This is a genomic window from Mesorhizobium sp. M0815, assembly GCF_040319995.1.
Taxonomy (GTDB): Bacteria; Pseudomonadota; Alphaproteobacteria; order Rhizobiales; family Rhizobiaceae; genus Mesorhizobium.
Map to the genome: position 1 here is coordinate 42,319 of NZ_JAMYOU010000027.1, position 18,502 is coordinate 60,820.

The window sequence follows — 18,502 nt, forward strand, 5'->3', positions numbered from 1 at the left end:
GTGACCTTTCAAAACTGCTGGAGTTGCGGAAGCGTGAGCGGGGTGACGGCGTAATCACCGCTGCTGTCGAGACCGGTGACCTCAGCGATCGCGTCAATGCGGCGCGAGGATCCGCGCCCAGCGATGAAGACGATCAGATCTACCGCATCAGCGATGAGGCGGCGGGGAACGGTGACGACGGCTTCCTGGGCGAGCTGCTCGATACGGTAGAGAGCGGAGCGCGCCGAATTGGCGTGAACCGTCGCGATGCCGCCGGGATGCCCGGTGTTCCATGCCTTCAGCATGTCCAGGGCTTCCGCGCCCCTGACTTCGCCCACGATGATGCGGTCGGGTCTGAGCCGCAGGGTCGAGCGCACGAGATCGGCGAGCGTGACCGACCCCCGCCTCGTCCTCAAGGCAACGCAATCCTTCGCCGCGCATTGCAGTTCGCGCGTGTCCTCGATCAGGATCACCCGCTCGTCGCAATCGGCGGCTTGTGCCAGCAGCGCATTGGCAAGTGTTGTCTTGCCCGACGACGTGCCGCCGGCGACCAGGATGTTGCGCCGCTCGCGGACCGCCTTCTTCAGCGCATCGGCCTGCAGCGGCAGCATGACGCGGTCGGCGACATAGTCGGCCAACGTGTAGAGTTTCGCCGCAGGCTTTCGGATGGCGAAGCATGGCCCCAGCACGACAGGCGGCAGCAGACCCTCGAAGCGCTCGCCCGATGGCAATTCGGCGCTGACAATCGGATTGTCAGCATGCGCCTCGGCGCGCACGTGGGAGGCGACCAGGCGGATGATGCGTTCGGCCTCAGAAGGATGCATGTGCACGCCGGTGTCGACCCGGCCTTCACCCAACCGGTCGAGCCGCAGCGCACCGTCGGGATTGACCATCACCTCAATGACGGTCGGATCGGCAAGGGCTTCGGTGATCGCCGGACCCATGGCGGTGCGCAGCATGACGCGGCGGCGATGGTCGGCTTCCGGATGAGAACTCATCCTTCCCCTCCCCTGCGATCGTCGGTGCCAAGTGACCGTTTCCCGGAAGCGATTTGGCGGCCGACCTGTTCGACGAATTTGTCGAAGCGCTCCTGGGCAATTGCTTGCGTGGCCCTGTCCGGCACCGGCGTGTGAGCATGAAGCGTGATCGAAAAGCGGATGAAGAGCGCCAGGCTCTCCAGGATCATCTCGACATCGCGCCTGACATGTCCGAGGTCGCGGGAAAGACGGTCGAGCCTCTTGCCGTAGCGCTGGTCGAGTTCATTCTCCCCACGCCGCTCGATAAAGATCTCGACCGCGTGCGCCACAATGGCCGATTTGGTGGTCGATGGATTGCGGCTGAGGTTCTCCAGCTTCTCGCTCAACTCGGGTTCAAGCAAAAACTGGTGACGAATGCGGTGGGGCTTCATGCTGCTCGTTCCCTCTGACCGGCGCTGATGCACCGGCGACGGGAACGAGCATCGTCGAGATCCTCGAAATCGCTTACGGCCGTTATCTACGCTGAGATGCGCCCGCGTATGGCGCGCCGTTCAGAAGCCGGGCACGATGTCCTTGTCGTCGCCCATTCCCTCGTTGAGGCCGTACGCACGTGCGGCGGTGGAAATCCGATCCATGACGCGCTTGTCGGCGAGCGTCTCGCAGTCATCGTCTGCGGGCGTGAACAGATCGCCCTGATCAGGCTCCTGGACGACGAGGGTCCGTTCTTCGCGCAGGCCCGGATGGCGCTGCTGCTGGACACCTCCGTCTTCGATTGCCGCGCCGGCACTGTCGTCATCGCCAGCAAGACGCCGATCCACGCCGCGCACCTGTCCGCTCCAATCGTCCGGGCGCGACGTGGGCCGATCCGCGTAGGCACCGTCGCGCAGCACCGGCGAAGGCAGCACTCGCTCCGTGAAATTCGGATCCTGGTAATAACGCAACTTCTTGGCGCGAATCGGCGGCAATCCCGAAACCAGGATTAGTTCGTCAGCCTGCGGCAACTGCATCACCTCACCCGGCGTCAGCAGGGGGCGAGCGGTCTCTTGGCGGCTTACCATGACGTGGGACAACCAGGGCGCCAACCGATGGCCGGCATAGTTGCGCATCGATCTGAGTTCCGTCGCGGTACCGAGCGCGTCCGAGATGCGTTTGGCCGTGCGCTCGTCATTTGAGGAAAAGGCAATCCGCACATGGCAATTGTCGAGAATGGCGTTGTTCTCGCCATAGGCCTTGGAGATTTGGTTCAACGATTGCGCTATCAGATAAGCGCGGATGCCGTAGCCTGCCATGAAGGCGAGCGCAGTCTCGAAGAAGTCGAGCCGACCGAGCGCCGGAAATTCATCCAGCATCATCAGGAGCTGATGCTTGCGGCTCTTCTTTGGATCGCCCTCCAGGCGCTCGGTCAGCCGCCGGCCGATTTGATTGAGCACCAATCGCACCAGGGGCTTAGTGCGCGAGATATCCGACGGCGGCACGACCAGATACAGCGACATCGGTCGCTCGGCATCCACAAGGTCGGCAATGCGCCAGTCGCAGGCCGATGTTGCCGCGGCCACCGTTGGATCACGATAGAGCCCGAGAAACGACATGGCGGTCGAGAGAACGCCTGAGCGCTCGTTCTCTGACTTGTTCAGCACCTCACGAGCCGCCGAGGCCACGACCGGATGGACCTGGGGCTTGTCCACCGTGCCGAGGTGGTTTGTGGTCATCATCCGCTGCAGTGTCGCAGCGAATGAGCGTTGCGGGTCCGACAGGAAGGTGGCGACACGGGCGAGTGTCTTTTCCTCTTCGGCGTAGAGCACGTGCAAGATGGCGCCAACTAGGAGTGAATGACTGGTCTTCTCCCAATGGTTCCGCCGCTCCAGCGCGCCTTCCGGATCGACGAGAATGTCGGCGATATTCTGAACGTCGCGGACCTCATCTGGACCTTTGCGCACTTCCAGCAGCGGGTTGTACCGCGCCGATCTCGGATCGGTCGGATTGAACAAGAGACAGTGCGAGAACTTCGACCTCCAGCCAGAGGTCAGCTGCCAGTTCTCGCCTTTGATGTCGTGAATGACGGCCGAGCCGGTCCAGGAAAGAAGGGTTGGAACAACGAGTCCGACGCCCTTGCCCGAACGTGTCGGCGCAAAGGCCATGACGTGTTCTGGTCCGTCATGGCGCAGATAGCGATAATTCAGTCCGCCAAGGAAAACGCCGGCCGGCTGAAACAGCCCCGCCTTCTCGATTTCCAGCTTCATGGCCCATCGTGAGGACCCATAGGTGGTGACCAACCCCCGCTGCCGTGCGCGCCAGAGGGACCCAGCTATCGCGGCGGCACAGCCCAGGAACCCGCTGGCTCCGGCAAGTATGCCAGCCTTGTCGAAGACTTCAGGCGCATAGGCGTCAAATTGGAACCACCATTCGAACAGTTTCCACGGCTGGTAGATCGGCCAGCCGACTGTCACAAACCATGGCGCGCCCAGTGGCGGCTGATAGGAGAGCATGTGGGCGCACCATTGGGTTGCAGTCCACACGCCAAGAATGACAATTGCGAATACGACAGCGATCTGCCCAATCAGCAACTTCGTGGGTGTCAATGGCTTGCTCCGCTCTTCTGGGCAGACGGACCAAACATCGCGCCGAGCGATGAGAATTCGAACGGCCGCTACGTGCGACTAGGTGCGATGACAAGGTTGATAGGCATTGTTCAGCTGCGAACAGCAAAAATCCGCCGCAGCAACCGATCGGCGGTGCCAGGTACGCGGTTTGGTCGCAGAAGATGTTGGGGCTTCAGGCGCGGGCACATTGAAGATGTGCTGACAGACAAACCTTTGGAGCCGACGCGTTTGTGCGATTAGCGAGCTGAAGGGCTCGGCGAGAAGTCGTCGTTCTCAATCGGGCGACGGGGATACATCGGCGAAGACGGCATAAGGCAGGATGGGCCAGACCGAGCCGACGGCAAGGTCGTAGCCAAGGCCTTGGAGCGCATAGCGCCTGGCCGGGAGGCCGCCGCCAGTCAGGCTTACGCGGCGCGTCGTTGAGCGAGGTGAAGACCCGAACGGGCTCGACGAGGGTCCACGGCGGTCACAATGTTGTGGTGGTGATCGCAGTAGACGCGATCCGGCGAAGTTGGCCCAGCACAAAAACGATAACCGCCAGGTACAGAAGCGTCTTCGCTCACCGGGAAGCGGCACTGATAGAGGCCTAGCTGAATGAGGGGGACGTCTCTCGAAGTTGGTCTGATATTTTCAGGATTTTCAGGCATGATGGTTTCCTAGTTCGTAGCAATTACCAGCTGACGGCCGCAGTGCGACCCGTCGGGACGAGCTTCTCTCGTTTTGGAGGGCTATGGGTCACCATATGGTGTTGGTAGCACCATCAATGAAGCCCTACGCCCTGCTTCTGAAGCCAATAGTTTGCGACTTAAGGCCACACGCGGACGCATTGGCAATCTACCATCGTGTCCCCGAGGCACTCGCCCGCCGCGGTTTGCCGGGTGGGGCCCTAGGCCCACTCGCGGCGCTCGCACTCGATCTCGGTGCGGGTTTGCCGTGTCTCATCGCCCTGTCAGCGCCTTGCAAATGAGCGAAACCAAGCTGTCGCGCGCTCGCTCGTGGAGTGCGCCTTTCGGCCGCCATGCAAGGAAATCATCAACGCTCATCCAATCAGCCGGGTTTGTGTCGGCGTCTGGCTGGCTGAATTCCACATACAGATGCAGTTCGTCCGGCACGAAGACGACCCTCCACGATCCTTTGATGTCATTGGCAAGGTTATAGGCGAGGACGGCCATGGCGGGGCACTCCTTTCGCCGTGGAGCGTGCCTATCTCACGGGAAAATTCCATCGCCAGAAGTTGGTATTGACGCTCCCGCTTTCTCAGAAATCCAACGTCCGCATGATGCCGAAAGGTGCGGCTAGCTTTTTGTGTATCCTGGTTGGAACACGGGACCGCCGCGCAAGTTCGGTGCACGCAGCCATTCCTCCCCTCCAGGTATTGCTGCAGATCGGTATCCCGATCGGCCCGCGCTCCCCGCAAGGGCGCGGGCCTCGGCCTGTGGTGCTCATGCCATCTACTTCGATCCGCAAGATGGAATATGATCTGGATAGAAGGACCCTCTCGGTGTGGTTCGTCGCCAGCGGCAAGCGGTACGAGTTTGAGGGGGTACCGCCGGAAACCTTTGCCGCGTTCCGGGCCGCGTTCGCCAAGGGCCGCTATTTCAACGACCACATCCGCAACAATTTCCGCTACCGTCTGGTTGCGAGCGATAGCGACCCGGGATGACCTGACCTGCCGGCGGCTCAATCGTCCTGTCGCTCCAACCGGCGGTTGGTGGACGCGTTGCCGCCGTTGCGCTTAGGGTTGGTTACGGTCCGCGCTCACTTGGCAAGCCCACCCCGCATCCCCCCGCCTGGTGCAAAGCGTTTGATCGGTCCCGCCGTTCTGGCAGTGCGGCGGGACTTTTTTGCGGTCCAGGTGGAACATCGGCGCGCGGGGAAGGCGCGGTGCACGCAGCACCCTTTTCTCATCCAACGTACGTCGGTGGCGCGCTGAAGGGTCTCAACGTCGGTCTGCCGCCGGAGCTCAACTAGCTGGACTATTGCTCGACCGGAAGCGGCTCGTGCTGCGGCTCAGCGTGGTGGAACACCTGTCCAAGATCGCGCGCGTCGAACGTTTGGCCGCAGACTGGGCAGTAGACCAAGTGCTTCGACTCGTCCTCTACCGGCCCGTCATGCGGCCTGCCCTCATAGCCTGTCGCGATGTTGTCGGTTCTAATCCGGGGCAACGACAAGTGCCTTTCGTCGTTTTGGCGGCCGATATTTCTCCATTAGCCGGACCTTGTCACGGTCGACCGTGACCAGCGGCCCGAGGCCGATAGTCACGGTGTCCTCGTCGATGCGCGTGACCTCGCCTTTCAGGTCGATTTGCTGGCCTCGGTTCACCTTGGTGTGGTCGATGATGGAATGTGGGAAGTCGTAACCTGGGATCGAGACCCTTACGCGGTCCTCTGTTACCCGCGTCAGAACCCTGGCCGTAATCGCCACCTGGTCACCAATGCCTATTCTCCGAGCCATGCCATGGATTCTGGTGCGGGCAGTGTCTTCTTCAAGAGGCCTCTAATATACGCCGGCCATCCTAAGGCTGACCTACGACCAGAGTTACAAAAGTTGAACTTCACCGGGGAACACTCCTTCTGTCTGCCTGTTCAATTTGCCAGGCGCATCCCGCGCATTCAGACAGGAGAAAGAAGATGAAACGCATCCTTTTGGCTTCGGCCGTGCTGGCGGTGTCGGCCGGGCTTTCCTTTGCCCAGACGACGAGCGGAACTTCGAGCGGAACCTCGACCACCACAACCATGCCCAGCACGACGGATCAGGGCACCGGCACGACGAGCAGCGGGACCAACATGTCCGGCGATCAGGGCACCGACACGACCACCACCAGCGGCACCACAAATCCGAACTCGGCCAGAGACTGCGCGCCCGGCCAGCAGACTGGCAGCGCTCAGCAGGCGGCGCCTGGTCAGCAGGACACGACAGCCAACACCGCCGCGCCGGGCCAGGTGAAAAAGACCGACGAAGGTTGCTGATTGGCACATCGGCTCAGGTTGGGAATCACCAGCGTGTGGCTGGCTGATCTCCCCCGACCACCGCCTGAACTCAACTCGGCTGGCGAGCAAGTTCCCGCCAGCTCAACGTTCTGATGCTGAAAATACTGGACCAGATCTATGCGGTCTCACCGTTAGCGCCAGCGAAGCGACGACACCGGGGCGGGACAGGCGGGGCCGCTACAGCTCCAGGCTTGTCTTCCCGGTGCGCACGGCGTCGACGACTTCGCGCATCGAGTCGAGGACGAGCTGCCGACGATCCGCATGCGGATCAGCAACTCAGGGTCGATCGAGGGACGGCCGACCGGGCAGGCCGCACCCTATACCCAAGCGGAAAGGCCACGCCCACGCCTGGACACGGCCAGTGTATATCGGCGGGCTGCTTGCCAATGAGCTCTAGTGATGTCGAGCGCCCGCTGCGCCGATATGAGCGTGGAGGCCACGAACAGGCGTATCAAAGGTCTGGCCTGATCGCGCCGGCTGATGATGCGCATAAAGGCCTGGGGGCCAGGCATCAGCGGCTCGGCCGTCGCCACGATCTCGGCCTGCCGCCACTTGTAGAAGGGCGCCAGATACTGGCGGATGGCCTTTAGCGTAGCGTCATGCTGGAGCGCCAACGGATCGGGATCGATGCCGTCAAAGGCGACAAGACCAAGTACCCAGGACGGAAGCCAGCAGCGATGGGGAAGCGCGACAAGATCGTGAAGTTGGATGCCGAGGGCATGACCAGAACAGCGATAGCCAAAGGAACTGGGGGTCAGTGAGCGGAGCGTTTATCCGGCGCTTCAGGGGACCGGTGAGCGCCTATAGGTGACCACTAGGACTACGAGGCGAATTAGGCCCCACCAGACTATGAAACGCTCCTCGCCTAAGCTGACCCGCGCTCTTCCGTATCTTGACCCGCAGCTTCAGACGCCTGTCGAGGAAGTGTTCGACGCTGGCCATCACCCGTGCGCCCGCACGCTCGCTGCGAACATAGAGGGCAGTCGTCGGCGTAGCGAACGAAGCAGTGCTTGCGTCGCTCCAGTTCCTTGGCGAGTTCGTCCAGCATTCCGACTTTGAAACATGGCTGATTTCCACACAGTCGCGGCGGGGCAAGACCGGCTTTTAAGCGGTTGAGACGGATCATGGATGGTCGCTGGCTCTGGATGACGGAAACGGATCAAAACGACGGCTGGATGCTCTGCATAGTCAACGAGATCACAATCTGCGGCTTCGGAAGCGAGGCTAGTCTCCATGACGTCAGGGCACGCCGCCGCTTCCGGTCTGCCAGTCTGGCGCATGTGTCAACAGTTCCGAGCCGAAGCACTGCACCGCCCTCCCAGCCAAAGAAAGTTGGCTCGCCCGACTGGCAGAAGAAGGCCTCGATGCTTCGCGCCTTCGCGGGGCCGTCAGCCAGACCATCGCCGGTGAGCCGCCGAAGGAACGTGGCATCCTTGCCGCGCTGCGCCGATCCCGCTGCCGGAGCCGATCTCCAGGTCAAGATCTGATGCGACATCTGCTCGATACAAACCGCCTCGGAGCCCCTGCTCTAAAGGACGGCCCAACGAAACGACCATAATCTTTTCATCTCCTCCCTCACAGCCGTCGAATTCGTCGCGGTGTGCTTGAGAAGCCGTCGGGCAAGCGGCGTGACGAGCTCGAAAAATAGTTCGCGGCGTCGGACGGTGCACAGATGCTTTTTGCCGGTCGGGTCCTGTTGTTCGACGAGAAGGATGGTCCGGCGAGGCAAAGAGCCGGGCCCAAGGAGAGCCTGCTCAGCCTCAATCGCATCGGCCAGCGGTTCTTTGAATTCGCGGTAATCCACATTCATGCAACCACTGCCCTTGTCTTCGCGTTTAGCTGCGTTCAATCGTGGGGAGCGACAAGAATGCGGGCCTTCAGTCCAATTACAATCTGCCTCAATCGCAACCTGACGGTGGTCGCGTCCATAGCCGACGCAATGAAGGTGCTTCAGCAACCATGGCCTAGAATGGGAAAGCCGGGGCGGCTCAACGCGATCCGAATGGTCGAGGAGTCCCTCGCCGGGCATTGCAGCCAGCAAGCTGCGCTCGAGGCCTTCAAGGCGGCGGCGGCTGAACAGGGACTCCTTAGAACAAGAGGGACCACCGCAGGTCTGGGGAAAATTGCGCGGATGGTTGAAGATCTGATGTGAGGTCATGCCGGCCTCGCTAACACTGAAGAGCCGCCCCACTTGAAGCCCGAAATACTGCCTTCTCCCGCGGCAGCCGAAACGCCTCAAACGGGCTATTAGCCTGGACGTGAGAAGGCCCTGGCTTCGTCCGGGACAGCCAGGACCCAAGTCGCGGCGGTGGCAACTAATCTGGTGGTGGCCGTCAGATGGTTCAGCCAGGTCGGCACGAGAACCGAAGATAACCGGGACTGTGCCGGCGTCGGCATTCGCAAAGAGGGGCACTCTGCATCGTTCTCGATGGCTAATCAGCAGGAAGGAACGTCTTGGCCTCTTTGGCAGCAGCCTCGAAGGCCTGACGGACCTCCACCGGGGTCAGCCGCCCCTAAAATGCGTCGGCGCAGGACTGGATCGCCAGCTTCCACTTCGGTCCCCTCTTCGGCCACTTCATGTTCCTCGGCGGCTCCCTTGACGTGGCTCACCCCGTAGGTGAGCCCAGGTCGGTTGGCCCTGACGTAGACCGGAGGGGATAACCAGTGGAGTGCCATGAGGGGGAACTTAGGCGGGAAGAGCCCGTTGACCAACCCAGCTGTAGGCGCGGATAGGGGAACGATGTAGGCCCCTCGCGGGTTTAGAGGTTGCAGCGGTCGTTCTTCGGATGTGCAGCCGCTGTGGCGGGGGTCCGTCGCCTCTCCTTGCTGGCGGCGGGCTCCGCAAAGCGCGGTGTTGGTCGGAGATAATAGAACCTTATACCGCAATCCAACTTAGCTAGTTGTAATGTCCCCTCCTCTTTTGCAGCAGCCAGGAATGCCCTGCAGGCCTCCTCCGGCTCCATCTGACGCTGCCCCCAGTTTCTATCCATTTTTGAGTTCCTCAGCCCTCCAGGAACGCCAGAAGCGCCGCATTCACCGCGTTGCTCTCTTCGCGTTGAACCCAATGCGTCCCCTCCTCGAAAGTCTGCAGGCGGCCATCGTCGCAAAGGGCGAGACTGCGCTTGGCCAGCCCGGATTCCAGAGCCTGGTCCTGCATCCCCCACATAACAAGAGTAGGCGTCGTGATCCGCTCCTTCAGGCTCGGGCGAAAGCGCAAGGCGCGATACCAGTTGAGCATGCTGGTCAGCGCCCCCGGCCGCTCCCAAGCCTGCCGATATTCTGCAATCTCCTCTTCTTCGAAGGCGCCTTCCCGGCTGGATGTCCTGAGTGCTCGTGCGAGCAAGGCCGAGCGGCGCGCACCCAAAACGGCTTCGGGCAGCAAGGGGCTCTGGAAGAAAACCGCGTAGCTGCTCCGCAGAAACTGCGTCGGAGATCGCAGGGCATGGGTAAACAGCACCTCGGGATGGGGCGCATTCAGGATGACGAGCTTGTCCAGGCGATGAGGCAACTTTGCCCCGGCGGCCCAAGCGACGATGCCGCCCCAGTCATGGCCGGCGAGGTGAAACCTTCCGATGCCGAGCGCGTCGGCCAGGGCGACGACATCGCCGAGGAGCTTGGGGAGGGTGTACTCGCGGATGCCCTCTGGCTTGTCACTGGTGTTGTAGCCCCTCTGGTCGGGAACGATGACCCGATATCCGGCGGAAGCGAGCGTACCGATCTGCCGTCTCCAGCCGATCCAGAAGTCCGGGAAGCCGTGCAGGAGCATGACCGGCTTACCCTCGGCAGGCCCGGCCTGAACGACATGAAGCCGAATACTTCCGGCGTTGACGAACTGATGTTCAGGCGCGAGTGAGATCATGGCTGGTAACGTGGGTGTCGTTAAAGTGATCCAGCGCAATGAGGATTTAGATCAGGCTGCGTCGTCCCGACAACATGCACGCTCAGCCGATGGGCATGGGAGCCGAAGGGCCAAGTGGGGATGGCGCAGGTGTTGCTGCAGCCGGCGGATGTTTATTTGTAAGCGCAGGTCTGCACCTGCATCCTTTGGCGCTATTATACGTTTGCCCCGCGAAGAAGATGCTCCGGACCGGCGGCCATGTCGAAGAAACCAACCGAGGACGCTTACGAAGGTCAAGTGCAACTTGAGCGGCGGGCCGAACGGGAGAGCCGCGGACGCAATGCCGAATGGCCGTCAGAGATTCCCAGCCGCGGCTGGAAGGACGTGCTGTGGCGGGTCTTTGCTGAGGTAACCGAGGACCGTGTTATGCTGATCGCGGCGGGGGCTGCATTCTATCTGCTTCTTGCCCTCTTTCCAGCGCTTGCCGCGTTCGTGTCCATCTATGGTTTCGTCGCCGACCCTCAGACCATCGCTGAGCACATTGCGTTCCTAGGCGGCGTACTGCCTTCGGGAGGTCTGGATATTATCAGATCTCAGCTTGCGTCCTTGGCCGCTCAGAAGGCTGGCGCGCTCAGCTTCGGCTTCATCTTCGGCCTTGCCGTCGCACTGTGGAGCGCCAGTAACGGCATAAAGACGCTATTCGAAGCCATGAACATCGCCTACGAGGAGAGTGAAAAGCGCGGCTTCATCCACCTGAATCTCCTGGCCTTGGGCTTCACACTTGGCGCCATCCTCATTGGTATCGGCTTTATCATCTCGGTGGGGATTGTGCCGGCCATGCTTGTGCTGCTGAACCTCGGCGGCTGGACCGAAGCCCTTGTGCGGATCTTTCGGTGGCCGATGATGCTGATCATGGTGGGCGTCGGGATCACGCTGATTTACCGCTACGGACCCAGCCGGGAAAGGGCAAAGTGGCAATGGGCGACATGGGGCGCCTTCCTCGCCGCTGTGGTCTGGATCGCAGTCTCGATAGGCTTCTCCTATTATCTTGAAAACTTCGCCAACTACAACGCCACGTATGGAGCTCTTGGGGCAGTCATCGGCTTGATGATGTGGACTTGGATTTCTGTGATTATCCTGGTTGTAGGTGCGGAGCTGAATTCCGAGATGGAGCATCAGACAGCGATGGACACCACCACAGGTGCGCAGCAGCCGATGGGTGCGCGAGGTGCCACGGTCGCCGACACACTGGGCGGACCGGCCGATGCCGCCGACCAGCAGTCGCGTTTGGACGAGCGCAACGCGTAGCGCGCAGATCAATTTGCACGCCATCGTCAAGCGGCTGCAGCCGAGCGTGAGCAACGGCTCAAGGCGCTGGTCGCCCGGCTTGCCCAGGTGACTGGCGTCTCACCATCCAGAAGCAACGCAAAAGCATCGTCGCCGATGCCGAAACCTCGCCAGCCTCGACGAGGTTCATTGTTCTGCTCAAGCGTCAGAGCCGCCGACTTGAAGGGCGAGATCGCCTCGCTACTCGACGACGATCCGCTGTGGGCCTGTCTCGATCAGGCCTTCGGTTCGGTCAAGGGCCCCGCGTACTCCTGATGGCCGAGTTGTCCGAGATTGACACCTTTCCAATAAGGCCATCGCCAAACTCGTGGGCTTGGCGCCGATCGCCAATGACAGCGGCAGACGCAGCGGTCGAAGACCGGTGCGCGGCGGCCGTAAAGGTCCGCGCTCCAGCCTCTTCCTCATCGCGCTCACCGTCGCCAGATATGATCCCCCCGCGCCTTCAGACAGGAAAGGAAAAGATGACTATTCGCATTGCGCCCGCCCGCAAGCTACCCATCATTCCCAATGCAAAAGCACGCGATGCGCGCCACGAGTTCGCAAACGCAACTTGACACCCCAGATAGTCACTCATTGGGAACCAACGGGCCTTACCTCCGTTTGCTCCTCGAATGGAGGAAACCATGAACAACCGGAATTCTGAACGGCGTCCCCCGACTGCGGTAAGAGCTGGTGACGGTACCTCGGAAGACATAGGAGCGACCGTAAGCGGCACGTTATCCAAAGCGTCCGACATAGCGCAAGGGGCAGCGGAAACCGCCAAACGGGCGGCCGTTGGTGGCGCGTCCACCGTGACCAATCAGGTGAAGGAGATGTTGGACCGTCAGGTCGGCAGCGGCGCCGAGGTGATGGGCCAACTGGCGAGTTCGACCAAGCGTGCGGCCGAGGACCTCGACGCAAACGCACCGATAGTCGCTGGGGTCGTGCGCACCTTCGCGAATAGGCTTGATGGATACGCAGACGACCTGCGAGACAGGTCCGTCGATCAGCTGGTTCTTGCAGCGTCCGATTTGGCGAGGCGCAAGCCGGGTTTGGTGTTTGGGCTGGCCGCCGTAGCGGGCTTTTTGACGTTCCGCACACTGAAGAGCGCGCCTCCCGCACCAGAGTCCAACAAGGGAAGGCGGCAGGGAGCGAACTGATCTGATGGCACAGGAACAACTGAAGAATTCGCCTCTCCCTCAAGCACTGTCGGCAGTGTTGGCGGACGTCGCGGACCTCTTTCAAAAAGAGTTGCGCCTGGCGCATGCGGAGCTGTCCGCCAACGTCTCAACGAAGCTCCAAGCAGGTGTGTGGATGTCTGCTGCTGGCGTGCTGGGAGTGGTCGCCGCTCTGCTTCTAGTGCAAGCCCTCGTACTTGGAATAGCCAGCTTAGGGATGGCCCTGCACTGGTCGTGTCTGATCGTCGCGGCCGCAACGGCCCTCGCCGCTGCTTTCGCCTACTATCGGGGCCGCGCTGATGCGCAAAAAGAACTTCTGCCGACACACTCCATAAGCCAAATAAAGCAGGATATTGCGACAACCAAGGAGCAATTAACATGAGCCGCAATTCACAGGTCCAGGATTTTGGAACGAAAGAATGGCTTCTCAGCTCCGCTAGGAACAATCCCGAAGGCCTTCTGCTCGTCGCAGCAGGGTGCGCGCTGCTAATGCGCAGCCGCAGTTCAAGTGCCGGGCATCGCGAGCAATCCCGTGCAACCGACGGGCGCCAAAATGCTCCGCACGTACGCACCGCCAGCGGCGGGGCGTCCAAAGCGCAGGAAGAGGCTAGCGAGACAGCAGAGGCCATGCGCGACAATTTAGCCGGCATTGGGGAGAAGGTGAGTGAAACCGCAAGTCAGTACGCATCATCCGCCGCGTCATACGCAGAACAGGCCGGTCGCTCCGTATCCGAGAAGTCAGGGCGCGTGGTGCAGCAAGCCCAATCAACGTTGCAAGACACGATTGGCCGCATGGTGGAAGAACAGCCATTGGCTTTTGTTCTGGCCGGCTTCGCAGCTGGTGCCGCTATAGCTGCTGCTTTGCCGGCCAGCGATCTCGAGAGGCGCACGCTCGGCCCAGCAGGAGAGCGATTGACGGATGCTGCTGAAAAAGCTGGGGAACGCTTGAAGTCCTCGACAGCAAAGGCGGGCGAACGGCTCAAAAGCGCCGCCGAGGAACATGGGCTGAATTCGGACGGCCTCAAGGAGGTCGCAAAGGACGTTGCGGGCACCTTTGGAAGCGCCTTATCAGAACAGCAATCAAGTGAATCCGTGCAGCCGTCTTCGCCAAGCCCACGTGGATCTAGCGGTCCATCCAGTCCGGCCGCCAAGCTGCACCCGGGCAGCGCCACCCCTTCGGAAGGAATAACGGCCAAATCGCAGCGGGCGGGCAACGCTCGGTCGAGCAAACCTGCCCGCCCCGGTGGCAAGAGAGATTTATGATGGCGGATCCGCAACTTGAGCATCTTGAATACGAAGTTGAGGCTGCCCGGGCTAAGCTCGCCGACGACTTGTCGACACTTCGGTCGCCAAACATGCTGTCCGAGTTTACCGATGATTTGAAACACGAAGCGCTTGAGACAAAGGATGCGCTGGTGGAGAAAGCAAGATCCTCAATGCAATCGGTGGCGCAGGCGATTATTGACGATCTCAAGGCCAAGGCGGCTGCCAATCCGAGCGCTGCTTTGGCGATAGGGGCCGGTTTGGGGTGGCGTTTCCTCCGCCATCCGCCGATCGCAACCGCACTCGTCGGAGCGGGATTGATCAGCTTATTGCGGACCAATTCAGCCCGGCCACCCGGCGAGCAGCAGATTGATCACCTATCGTACGCCAAGGAGCGCCTGAAGGAGCAATCTAGCGATTTGGCGGAAAGCGTCAGTGATTTCGCTCTTGAAACGGCTGGCAAAATAAAACGCGAAGCTGCCGAGTTGACCGGCGTGGCCAAGGAAACTGTTAAAGAGAAGACAGAACGTCTGGCTGCGGGTATCCGCCATAGCGGCGTTGGGCCGCACCAGGGCGAGACTGTCGCAAAAGCATCCGCACCCTTCGATGAAGCTTCGTTAGCTGTTCAAGACGCATCGGGCAATGAGCATACCGAGGACAAACTCCTTCTGGCGGCGGCGGGTTTGGCAGTCGCCGCGGCTGTCGGCTTTGCCTATCAACGACGTCTGAATGACCGGATGGACACCGACCGAACTGGATGAGCGTAGACAGAGGTCATTGCAGAGAAACAGTCGTCCTGAAGGCAAAGTATGATGCCGCGCTCACATTTATCGAGTCCCGACGAGTTCAGCCATCGGATTGCATATTCTGGAACCACGGACGGCGCGATGACGATGCGCACGGCGGAGAAGATCGGACAAAGCGGTCAACCCCTTCGAGCATGATGATCGTCGGCCGGTCGGTCACGGCCTTCAGCGAAACCGCCAGCGACCGGCTGAAGCGGAATTCACCCCGAACCGTGCAAGTGCTGCCGACCCCATAACGTGAGCGCAACGGCGCGCTCTGTCCGCTGTCAGGACGAACTTTCTTCGATCCGGCTTGGCGCTGCCGGTGCCCGCGCACGCACTGCTCAGTGATCAGGGACGAGTGTTCTCGGGCATTCCGCTATCGCGACCTCGTTTCGAACGTTTTAACACGCCCCCTCAAGCTTGATCTCGCCGAGCGCTGCGCTAGCCCTTCCGATCTTGGCTGGTGCCAATGCGTATTCGACCAGGCTTGCGCAGACGAACGCTTCAACTCTCTAAGTGACGACGCCGCAATATTAGCATCGCTCGTCGTTGCAATTTCTCGAAATGCGCAGCTCGACAACCGCCTGCTACAGCCAGGCGTGTTCGTCGTCCAGCCTTCACGAAGGGGACGCGCTAGCGGACGAATCCCGATCACCCAGTTCACGGTCACTACGTTCCTACCCGATCACCGCTTGGCGCTGTCGCTGTCCGCTTCGGCCCGCGCAAGGAACTGCTCGGTCGTCGAGGGAAGACGGGTTTTCAGCCAATCCGCCATCGCGACTTCCTCTCGCAGATTCTCTTCGCAAACCCGAAGAGCCTCCGTTTCGCCGAGCGATCGAGCAGCGGCAATCAGGATCGTGTAGGAGGCGATTTCCATGTGCTCGAACGTGTAGCTCGCGAGCGATCCTTTCATCACCTCGTCTCCAGCGAAGACGCCGCTCAGCGATTGCGCCATCGCCGTCAGCTTACCGCCAGCGTCCTTCATCGTGGATGAACCCTCGTCCATCTGATCGAGACAAGTCTTCAGCCGGGCAGCCTGCTGCTTCGTCTCGTCGAGGTGCTGTCGGATCCGGTCGCTCAGCTCGGGATAGTTCTCGATGCGACCCAACTGCCCGTTCAACATCGTTTCGGCCTGCTCTTCCATGGCATGGGCATCTCTAAGCCATTGGACAAACCATTCGCGGCTTTCTGACATCTCGAATCTCCTTTGCGATCTAAGGAAACTTTCAGAAGAGGACATTGTTCCGGAGTAGAGCCCGCCGAACGGGCCTTGACCGTCGCAGAGATCAGCGTCGTGGCGGGTCTCAATTCACCTCGCGAAAAATCCTGCAGCGATGCGTGGAAAAGGCCAAGATCGCGGAAGATCGGCGCAAGGAAAACGGCCCGTGGACGCTCGCCGCTGCGCCGCTCCATCACAAAGTCCAACTGGCACTGGCCGCTTCCTGGCCATCCGACGCGGCGACATACGGCGACATATTGAAGGTCCCGCATGGCATACTGCGACCGCTGCATGTCGTTCCCGGCAAGTAAGAACGGCAAGCAGATGAAGCTACCAGCGCTCGGCGAAGCTGAAGTGGATTCTCGACGAGGCGCTGATCGCGGCCGCTGGCGCTCCGCATTGAGCCTTGTGCCTCACCGCGCCACCGCAGTCACAAGGAACGCGACGGCCTCTCCGCTCGTTGATTGCTTTTCGACTCGAGCCGCCGTCATGAGGTTCTAATATACGCCGGCCATCCTAAGGCTGACCTACGACCAGAGTTACAAAAGTTGAACGTCATCGGGGAACACTCCTTCTGTCTGCCTGTTCAATTTGCCAGGCGCATCCCGCGCATTCAGACAGGAGAAAGAAGATGAAACGCATCCTTTTGGCTTCGGCCGTGCTGGCGGTGTCGGCCGGGCTTTCCTTTGCCCAGACGACCAGCGGAACTTCGAGCGGAACCTCGACGAGCGGAACCTCGACCACGACGACCATGCCCAGCACGACGGATCAGGGCACCGGCACGACGAGCAGCGGGACCAACATGTCCGGCGATCAAGGCACCGACACGACGACCACCAGCGGCACCACGAATCCGAACTCGGCCAGGGACTGCGCGCCCGGCCAGCAGACTGGCAGCGCTCAGCAGGCGGCGCCTGGTCAGCAGGACACGGCAGCCAACACCGCCGCGCCGGGCCAGGTGAAAAAGACCGACGAAGGTTGCTGATTGGCACATCGGCTCAGGTTGGAATCACCAGCGTGTGGCTGGCTGATCTCCCCCGACCACCGCCTGAACTCAACTCGGCTGGCGAGCAAGTTCCCGCCAGCCGAGCATCAGTTCAGGAACCTTTGCGCTTGCTTGTGCTTTCAGTGGGGCACGCGTGGTTTCTTTTGCTTTCGGTCAGATAGATATCCGTCTGCTCGCGCATCTTGCCTGAAGGGAGCTGCGGTCGCGCTCAGAGGAGAGCCGCGCTGTATTGCCGATAGCGCTGGAGCGAAGAAGCCCTACGGCAACCGGCAGTTGGACTGACACCAAGTTGGCTCCGAGAGCGTTGGGAACAGCCTCGCACGGCACGTTGCTCAGTTTGGACCTTCGCAAAGGATGCATGGAATGGCGAAAGACGTTTCTCGCGAGGAAGAGCAACGCGGCACCGGAAAGGTCCTCATCTGGGGCGCCGCGATCGCCCTTGTTCTCTTTGTTGCCCTGCTGGCCATATTCGTTCTGGGGTAGTCCTGACTGCTGCAGCAGGATCTAACTTGGGTGCACGACGTTCTGAGCCTAGAGAGCTGCAGAGCCTAGATGCCGCGGGCCGACGTCACAGCAAGTGCGGCCTTCAGGCGCTGCTCCCGAAGCCGCGGTCTTTGCGTCTCGTGCCGCAGGCTCAATGTCGGTCAATCCTCGTGCAGCATCCGAGGCGCGCTCGTCTCCTGGCTTGTCTTTCTTTCTCGGTAGGCAACTTCCTACACTCCGATGTGCCAGCACAGTCGGCTGTCGGCACCCAACCATGGTCGCCATGTCGTATTCCACGCCAACAGAAAAAACCCGCCTCGACTGCCGCTAAGCGCGCGCATCCCCGCCTCTGGAACGCTTCAAACACTTTGCCGTTGTTAAAGGCACCTGCAGGAGCCAGGCATGAGAGTATTCCAACGAATTTTGCCGCTCGCCGTGTTCGCGTTGCAACTCTTTGCCGTGCAGTCATTTGCTCAGACCGAGCAGCAAGATCTTCCGGGGCAAGGCGCATCATCGACAACCGAAGATGCCGAGGATGTCGGCGTCGACGTTTCGCTTGGCAGGCACGAAGTGAAACAGCAGATCGCACGGGAGCTTGGAATCTCCGAGGTGGAAGTGCCTCTGGCAGTTCATGTGCCTATCGAGCTCGCCAAGCGGGTCTGCGAGAAAGAGGTATTCGACGCACGCGCCAATGTGAACCGAAGCTGCACCGCGACGAAATACATCCCGGAAATTGCCGAAGCAGCACGAAATCGTCCGCAAACCTCTGCCGTTCCGGAGCAATAGGCGAAGACGAATACTATGGGATAAAGAAGGGGTGCTTGGCTACTCTGGGCGATCGACAAAGCGCCGCCC

At 60.9% G+C, this 18,502-nt stretch carries 20 protein-coding genes and 1 pseudogene; 13 read left to right on the forward strand and 8 right to left on the reverse strand.

The annotated features are described in order from the left end of the window. Positions 1 to 8: 8 nt before the first annotated feature. The 5 genes from trbB to NKI01_RS24455 all read right to left on the reverse strand — a co-directional run bounded on the left by trbB (position 9) and on the right by NKI01_RS24455 (position 4,728). The gene (gene trbB / locus NKI01_RS24435) at positions 9 to 977 is read right to left on the reverse strand and encodes a P-type conjugative transfer ATPase TrbB (protein WP_352467841.1); all 969 of its coding nucleotides are present in this window, start codon (positions 975 to 977) and stop codon (positions 9 to 11) included. Next, entirely contained in the window at positions 974 to 1,387 is a 414-nt protein-coding gene (locus NKI01_RS24440) for a CopG family transcriptional regulator (RefSeq protein WP_352884996.1), read from the reverse strand. Before NKI01_RS24440 ends, trbB begins: the two co-directional genes overlap by 4 nt. Before the next feature lie 120 nt (positions 1,388 to 1,507). Next, entirely contained in the window at positions 1,508 to 3,535 is a 2,028-nt protein-coding gene (locus NKI01_RS24445) for a conjugal transfer protein TraG (RefSeq protein WP_352495884.1), read from the reverse strand. A 425-nt stretch (positions 3,536 to 3,960) separates the two neighbouring features. Next, complete coding sequence (locus NKI01_RS24450; RefSeq protein ID WP_352473685.1) at positions 3,961 to 4,203, reverse strand: GcrA family cell cycle regulator; 243 nt, start codon at positions 4,201 to 4,203, stop codon at positions 3,961 to 3,963. A 291-nt stretch (positions 4,204 to 4,494) separates the two neighbouring features. Further along, positions 4,495 to 4,728 carry a hypothetical protein gene (locus NKI01_RS24455; RefSeq protein ID WP_352457940.1) on the reverse strand — a complete coding sequence of 78 codons (234 nt, stop codon included), beginning with the start codon at positions 4,726 to 4,728 and terminating at the stop codon, positions 4,495 to 4,497. A 20-nt stretch (positions 4,729 to 4,748) separates the two neighbouring features. On the opposite strand from NKI01_RS24455, the gene NKI01_RS24460 reads away from it, so the two are divergent. Then, entirely contained in the window at positions 4,749 to 5,219 is a 471-nt protein-coding gene (locus tag NKI01_RS24460; protein WP_352457939.1) for a KTSC domain-containing protein, read from the forward strand. Between the two features lie 488 nt (positions 5,220 to 5,707). Here the strand turns inward: NKI01_RS24460 and NKI01_RS24465 are convergent, their stop codons facing one another. After that, complete coding sequence (locus NKI01_RS24465; protein ID WP_352752448.1) at positions 5,708 to 6,010, reverse strand: hypothetical protein; 303 nt, start codon at positions 6,008 to 6,010, stop codon at positions 5,708 to 5,710. 176 nt (positions 6,011 to 6,186) lie between these two features. On the opposite strand from NKI01_RS24465, the gene NKI01_RS24470 reads away from it, so the two are divergent. From NKI01_RS24470 to NKI01_RS24480, 3 genes are all read left to right on the forward strand, one after another. Then, positions 6,187 to 6,525 carry a hypothetical protein gene (locus NKI01_RS24470; RefSeq protein ID WP_352457937.1) on the forward strand — a complete coding sequence of 113 codons (339 nt, stop codon included), beginning with the start codon at positions 6,187 to 6,189 and terminating at the stop codon, positions 6,523 to 6,525. A gap of 1,366 nt (positions 6,526 to 7,891) precedes the next feature. Further along, positions 7,892 to 8,104 carry a hypothetical protein gene (locus tag NKI01_RS30880; protein ID WP_502895030.1) on the forward strand — a complete coding sequence of 71 codons (213 nt, stop codon included), beginning with the start codon at positions 7,892 to 7,894 and terminating at the stop codon, positions 8,102 to 8,104. A gap of 114 nt (positions 8,105 to 8,218) precedes the next feature. Beyond that, positions 8,219 to 8,698, forward strand: a complete 480-nt coding sequence (locus NKI01_RS24480) for a DUF982 domain-containing protein (protein ID WP_352457936.1) — start codon at positions 8,219 to 8,221, stop codon at positions 8,696 to 8,698. 849 nt (positions 8,699 to 9,547) lie between these two features. Here the strand turns inward: NKI01_RS24480 and NKI01_RS24485 are convergent. Further along, positions 9,548 to 10,405: an alpha/beta fold hydrolase gene (locus tag NKI01_RS24485; protein WP_352457935.1), complete on the reverse strand. Its 858-nt coding sequence runs from the start codon at positions 10,403 to 10,405 to the stop codon at positions 9,548 to 9,550. Between the two features lie 237 nt (positions 10,406 to 10,642). On the opposite strand from NKI01_RS24485, the gene NKI01_RS24490 reads away from it, so the two are divergent. From NKI01_RS24490 to NKI01_RS24515, 6 genes and pseudogenes are all read left to right on the forward strand, one after another. Further along, positions 10,643 to 11,692, forward strand: a complete 1,050-nt coding sequence (locus tag NKI01_RS24490) for a YihY/virulence factor BrkB family protein (protein WP_352473691.1) — start codon at positions 10,643 to 10,645, stop codon at positions 11,690 to 11,692. Positions 11,693 to 11,740: 48 nt separating this feature from the next. Then, positions 11,741 to 12,285 (forward strand): annotated as a pseudogene (locus NKI01_RS30885) (transposase); the annotation flags it as partial. Between the two features lie 237 nt (positions 12,286 to 12,522). Further along, positions 12,523 to 12,870 carry a hypothetical protein gene (locus tag NKI01_RS24500; RefSeq protein ID WP_352457932.1) on the forward strand — a complete coding sequence of 116 codons (348 nt, stop codon included), beginning with the start codon at positions 12,523 to 12,525 and terminating at the stop codon, positions 12,868 to 12,870. Between the two features lie 4 nt (positions 12,871 to 12,874). After that, positions 12,875 to 13,270, forward strand: coding sequence for a phage holin family protein (locus NKI01_RS24505; protein WP_352457931.1), 396 nt, complete (start codon positions 12,875 to 12,877; stop codon positions 13,268 to 13,270). Further along, positions 13,267 to 14,151, forward strand: coding sequence for a hypothetical protein (locus NKI01_RS24510; protein ID WP_352884877.1), 885 nt, complete (start codon positions 13,267 to 13,269; stop codon positions 14,149 to 14,151). Before NKI01_RS24505 ends, NKI01_RS24510 begins: the two co-directional genes overlap by 4 nt. Continuing rightward, positions 14,148 to 14,912 (forward strand): hypothetical protein, encoded by a 765-nt coding sequence (locus NKI01_RS24515; protein ID WP_352457929.1) that lies wholly within the window; start codon positions 14,148 to 14,150, stop codon positions 14,910 to 14,912. Before NKI01_RS24510 ends, NKI01_RS24515 begins: the two co-directional genes overlap by 4 nt. Before the next feature lie 712 nt (positions 14,913 to 15,624). On the opposite strand, the gene NKI01_RS24520 is transcribed toward NKI01_RS24515, so the two are convergent. Then, positions 15,625 to 16,134, reverse strand: a complete 510-nt coding sequence (locus tag NKI01_RS24520; protein ID WP_352457928.1) for a ferritin-like domain-containing protein — start codon at positions 16,132 to 16,134, stop codon at positions 15,625 to 15,627. Positions 16,135 to 16,277: 143 nt separating this feature from the next. Between NKI01_RS24520 and NKI01_RS24525 the strand changes: the two genes are divergently transcribed. The 3 genes from NKI01_RS24525 to NKI01_RS24535 all read left to right on the forward strand — a co-directional run bounded on the left by NKI01_RS24525 (position 16,278) and on the right by NKI01_RS24535 (position 18,433). Then, positions 16,278 to 16,469, forward strand: a complete 192-nt coding sequence (locus NKI01_RS24525; protein ID WP_023680339.1) for a hypothetical protein — start codon at positions 16,278 to 16,280, stop codon at positions 16,467 to 16,469. Between the two features lie 320 nt (positions 16,470 to 16,789). Then, positions 16,790 to 17,143 carry a hypothetical protein gene (locus NKI01_RS24530; protein WP_023680319.1) on the forward strand — a complete coding sequence of 118 codons (354 nt, stop codon included), beginning with the start codon at positions 16,790 to 16,792 and terminating at the stop codon, positions 17,141 to 17,143. Between the two features lie 906 nt (positions 17,144 to 18,049). Further along, on the forward strand, positions 18,050 to 18,433 hold the full coding sequence (locus NKI01_RS24535) for a hypothetical protein (protein WP_352473695.1): 384 nt from the start codon (positions 18,050 to 18,052) through the stop codon (positions 18,431 to 18,433). Positions 18,434 to 18,502: the final 69 nt, after the last annotated feature.

What these genes read in the sequence shown, in the direction of transcription:
- trbB (WP_352467841.1), bottom strand. Translation starts at nt 977, where the DNA reads ATGAGTTCTCATCCGGAAGCCGACCATCGCCGCCGCGTCATGCTGCGC.
- NKI01_RS24440 (WP_352884996.1), bottom strand. Translation starts at nt 1,387, where the DNA reads ATGAAGCCCCACCGCATTCGTCACCAGTTTTTGCTTGAACCCGAGTTG.
- NKI01_RS24450 (WP_352473685.1), bottom strand. Translation starts at nt 4,203, where the DNA reads ATGCCTGAAAATCCTGAAAATATCAGACCAACTTCGAGAGACGTCCCC.
- NKI01_RS24455 (WP_352457940.1), bottom strand. Translation starts at nt 4,728, where the DNA reads ATGGCCGTCCTCGCCTATAACCTTGCCAATGACATCAAAGGATCGTGG.
- NKI01_RS24465 (WP_352752448.1), bottom strand. Translation starts at nt 6,010, where the DNA reads ATGGCTCGGAGAATAGGCATTGGTGACCAGGTGGCGATTACGGCCAGG.
- NKI01_RS24470 (WP_352457937.1), top strand. Translation starts at nt 6,187, where the DNA reads ATGAAACGCATCCTTTTGGCTTCGGCCGTGCTGGCGGTGTCGGCCGGG.
- NKI01_RS24480 (WP_352457936.1), top strand. Translation starts at nt 8,219, where the DNA reads ATGCTTTTTGCCGGTCGGGTCCTGTTGTTCGACGAGAAGGATGGTCCG.
- NKI01_RS24485 (WP_352457935.1), bottom strand. Translation starts at nt 10,405, where the DNA reads ATGATCTCACTCGCGCCTGAACATCAGTTCGTCAACGCCGGAAGTATT.
- NKI01_RS24490 (WP_352473691.1), top strand. Translation starts at nt 10,643, where the DNA reads ATGTCGAAGAAACCAACCGAGGACGCTTACGAAGGTCAAGTGCAACTT.
- NKI01_RS24505 (WP_352457931.1), top strand. Translation starts at nt 12,875, where the DNA reads ATGGCACAGGAACAACTGAAGAATTCGCCTCTCCCTCAAGCACTGTCG.
- NKI01_RS24510 (WP_352884877.1), top strand. Translation starts at nt 13,267, where the DNA reads ATGAGCCGCAATTCACAGGTCCAGGATTTTGGAACGAAAGAATGGCTT.
- NKI01_RS24515 (WP_352457929.1), top strand. Translation starts at nt 14,148, where the DNA reads ATGATGGCGGATCCGCAACTTGAGCATCTTGAATACGAAGTTGAGGCT.
- NKI01_RS24520 (WP_352457928.1), bottom strand. Translation starts at nt 16,134, where the DNA reads ATGTCAGAAAGCCGCGAATGGTTTGTCCAATGGCTTAGAGATGCCCAT.
- NKI01_RS24530 (WP_023680319.1), top strand. Translation starts at nt 16,790, where the DNA reads ATGAAACGCATCCTTTTGGCTTCGGCCGTGCTGGCGGTGTCGGCCGGG.
- NKI01_RS24535 (WP_352473695.1), top strand. Translation starts at nt 18,050, where the DNA reads ATGAGAGTATTCCAACGAATTTTGCCGCTCGCCGTGTTCGCGTTGCAA.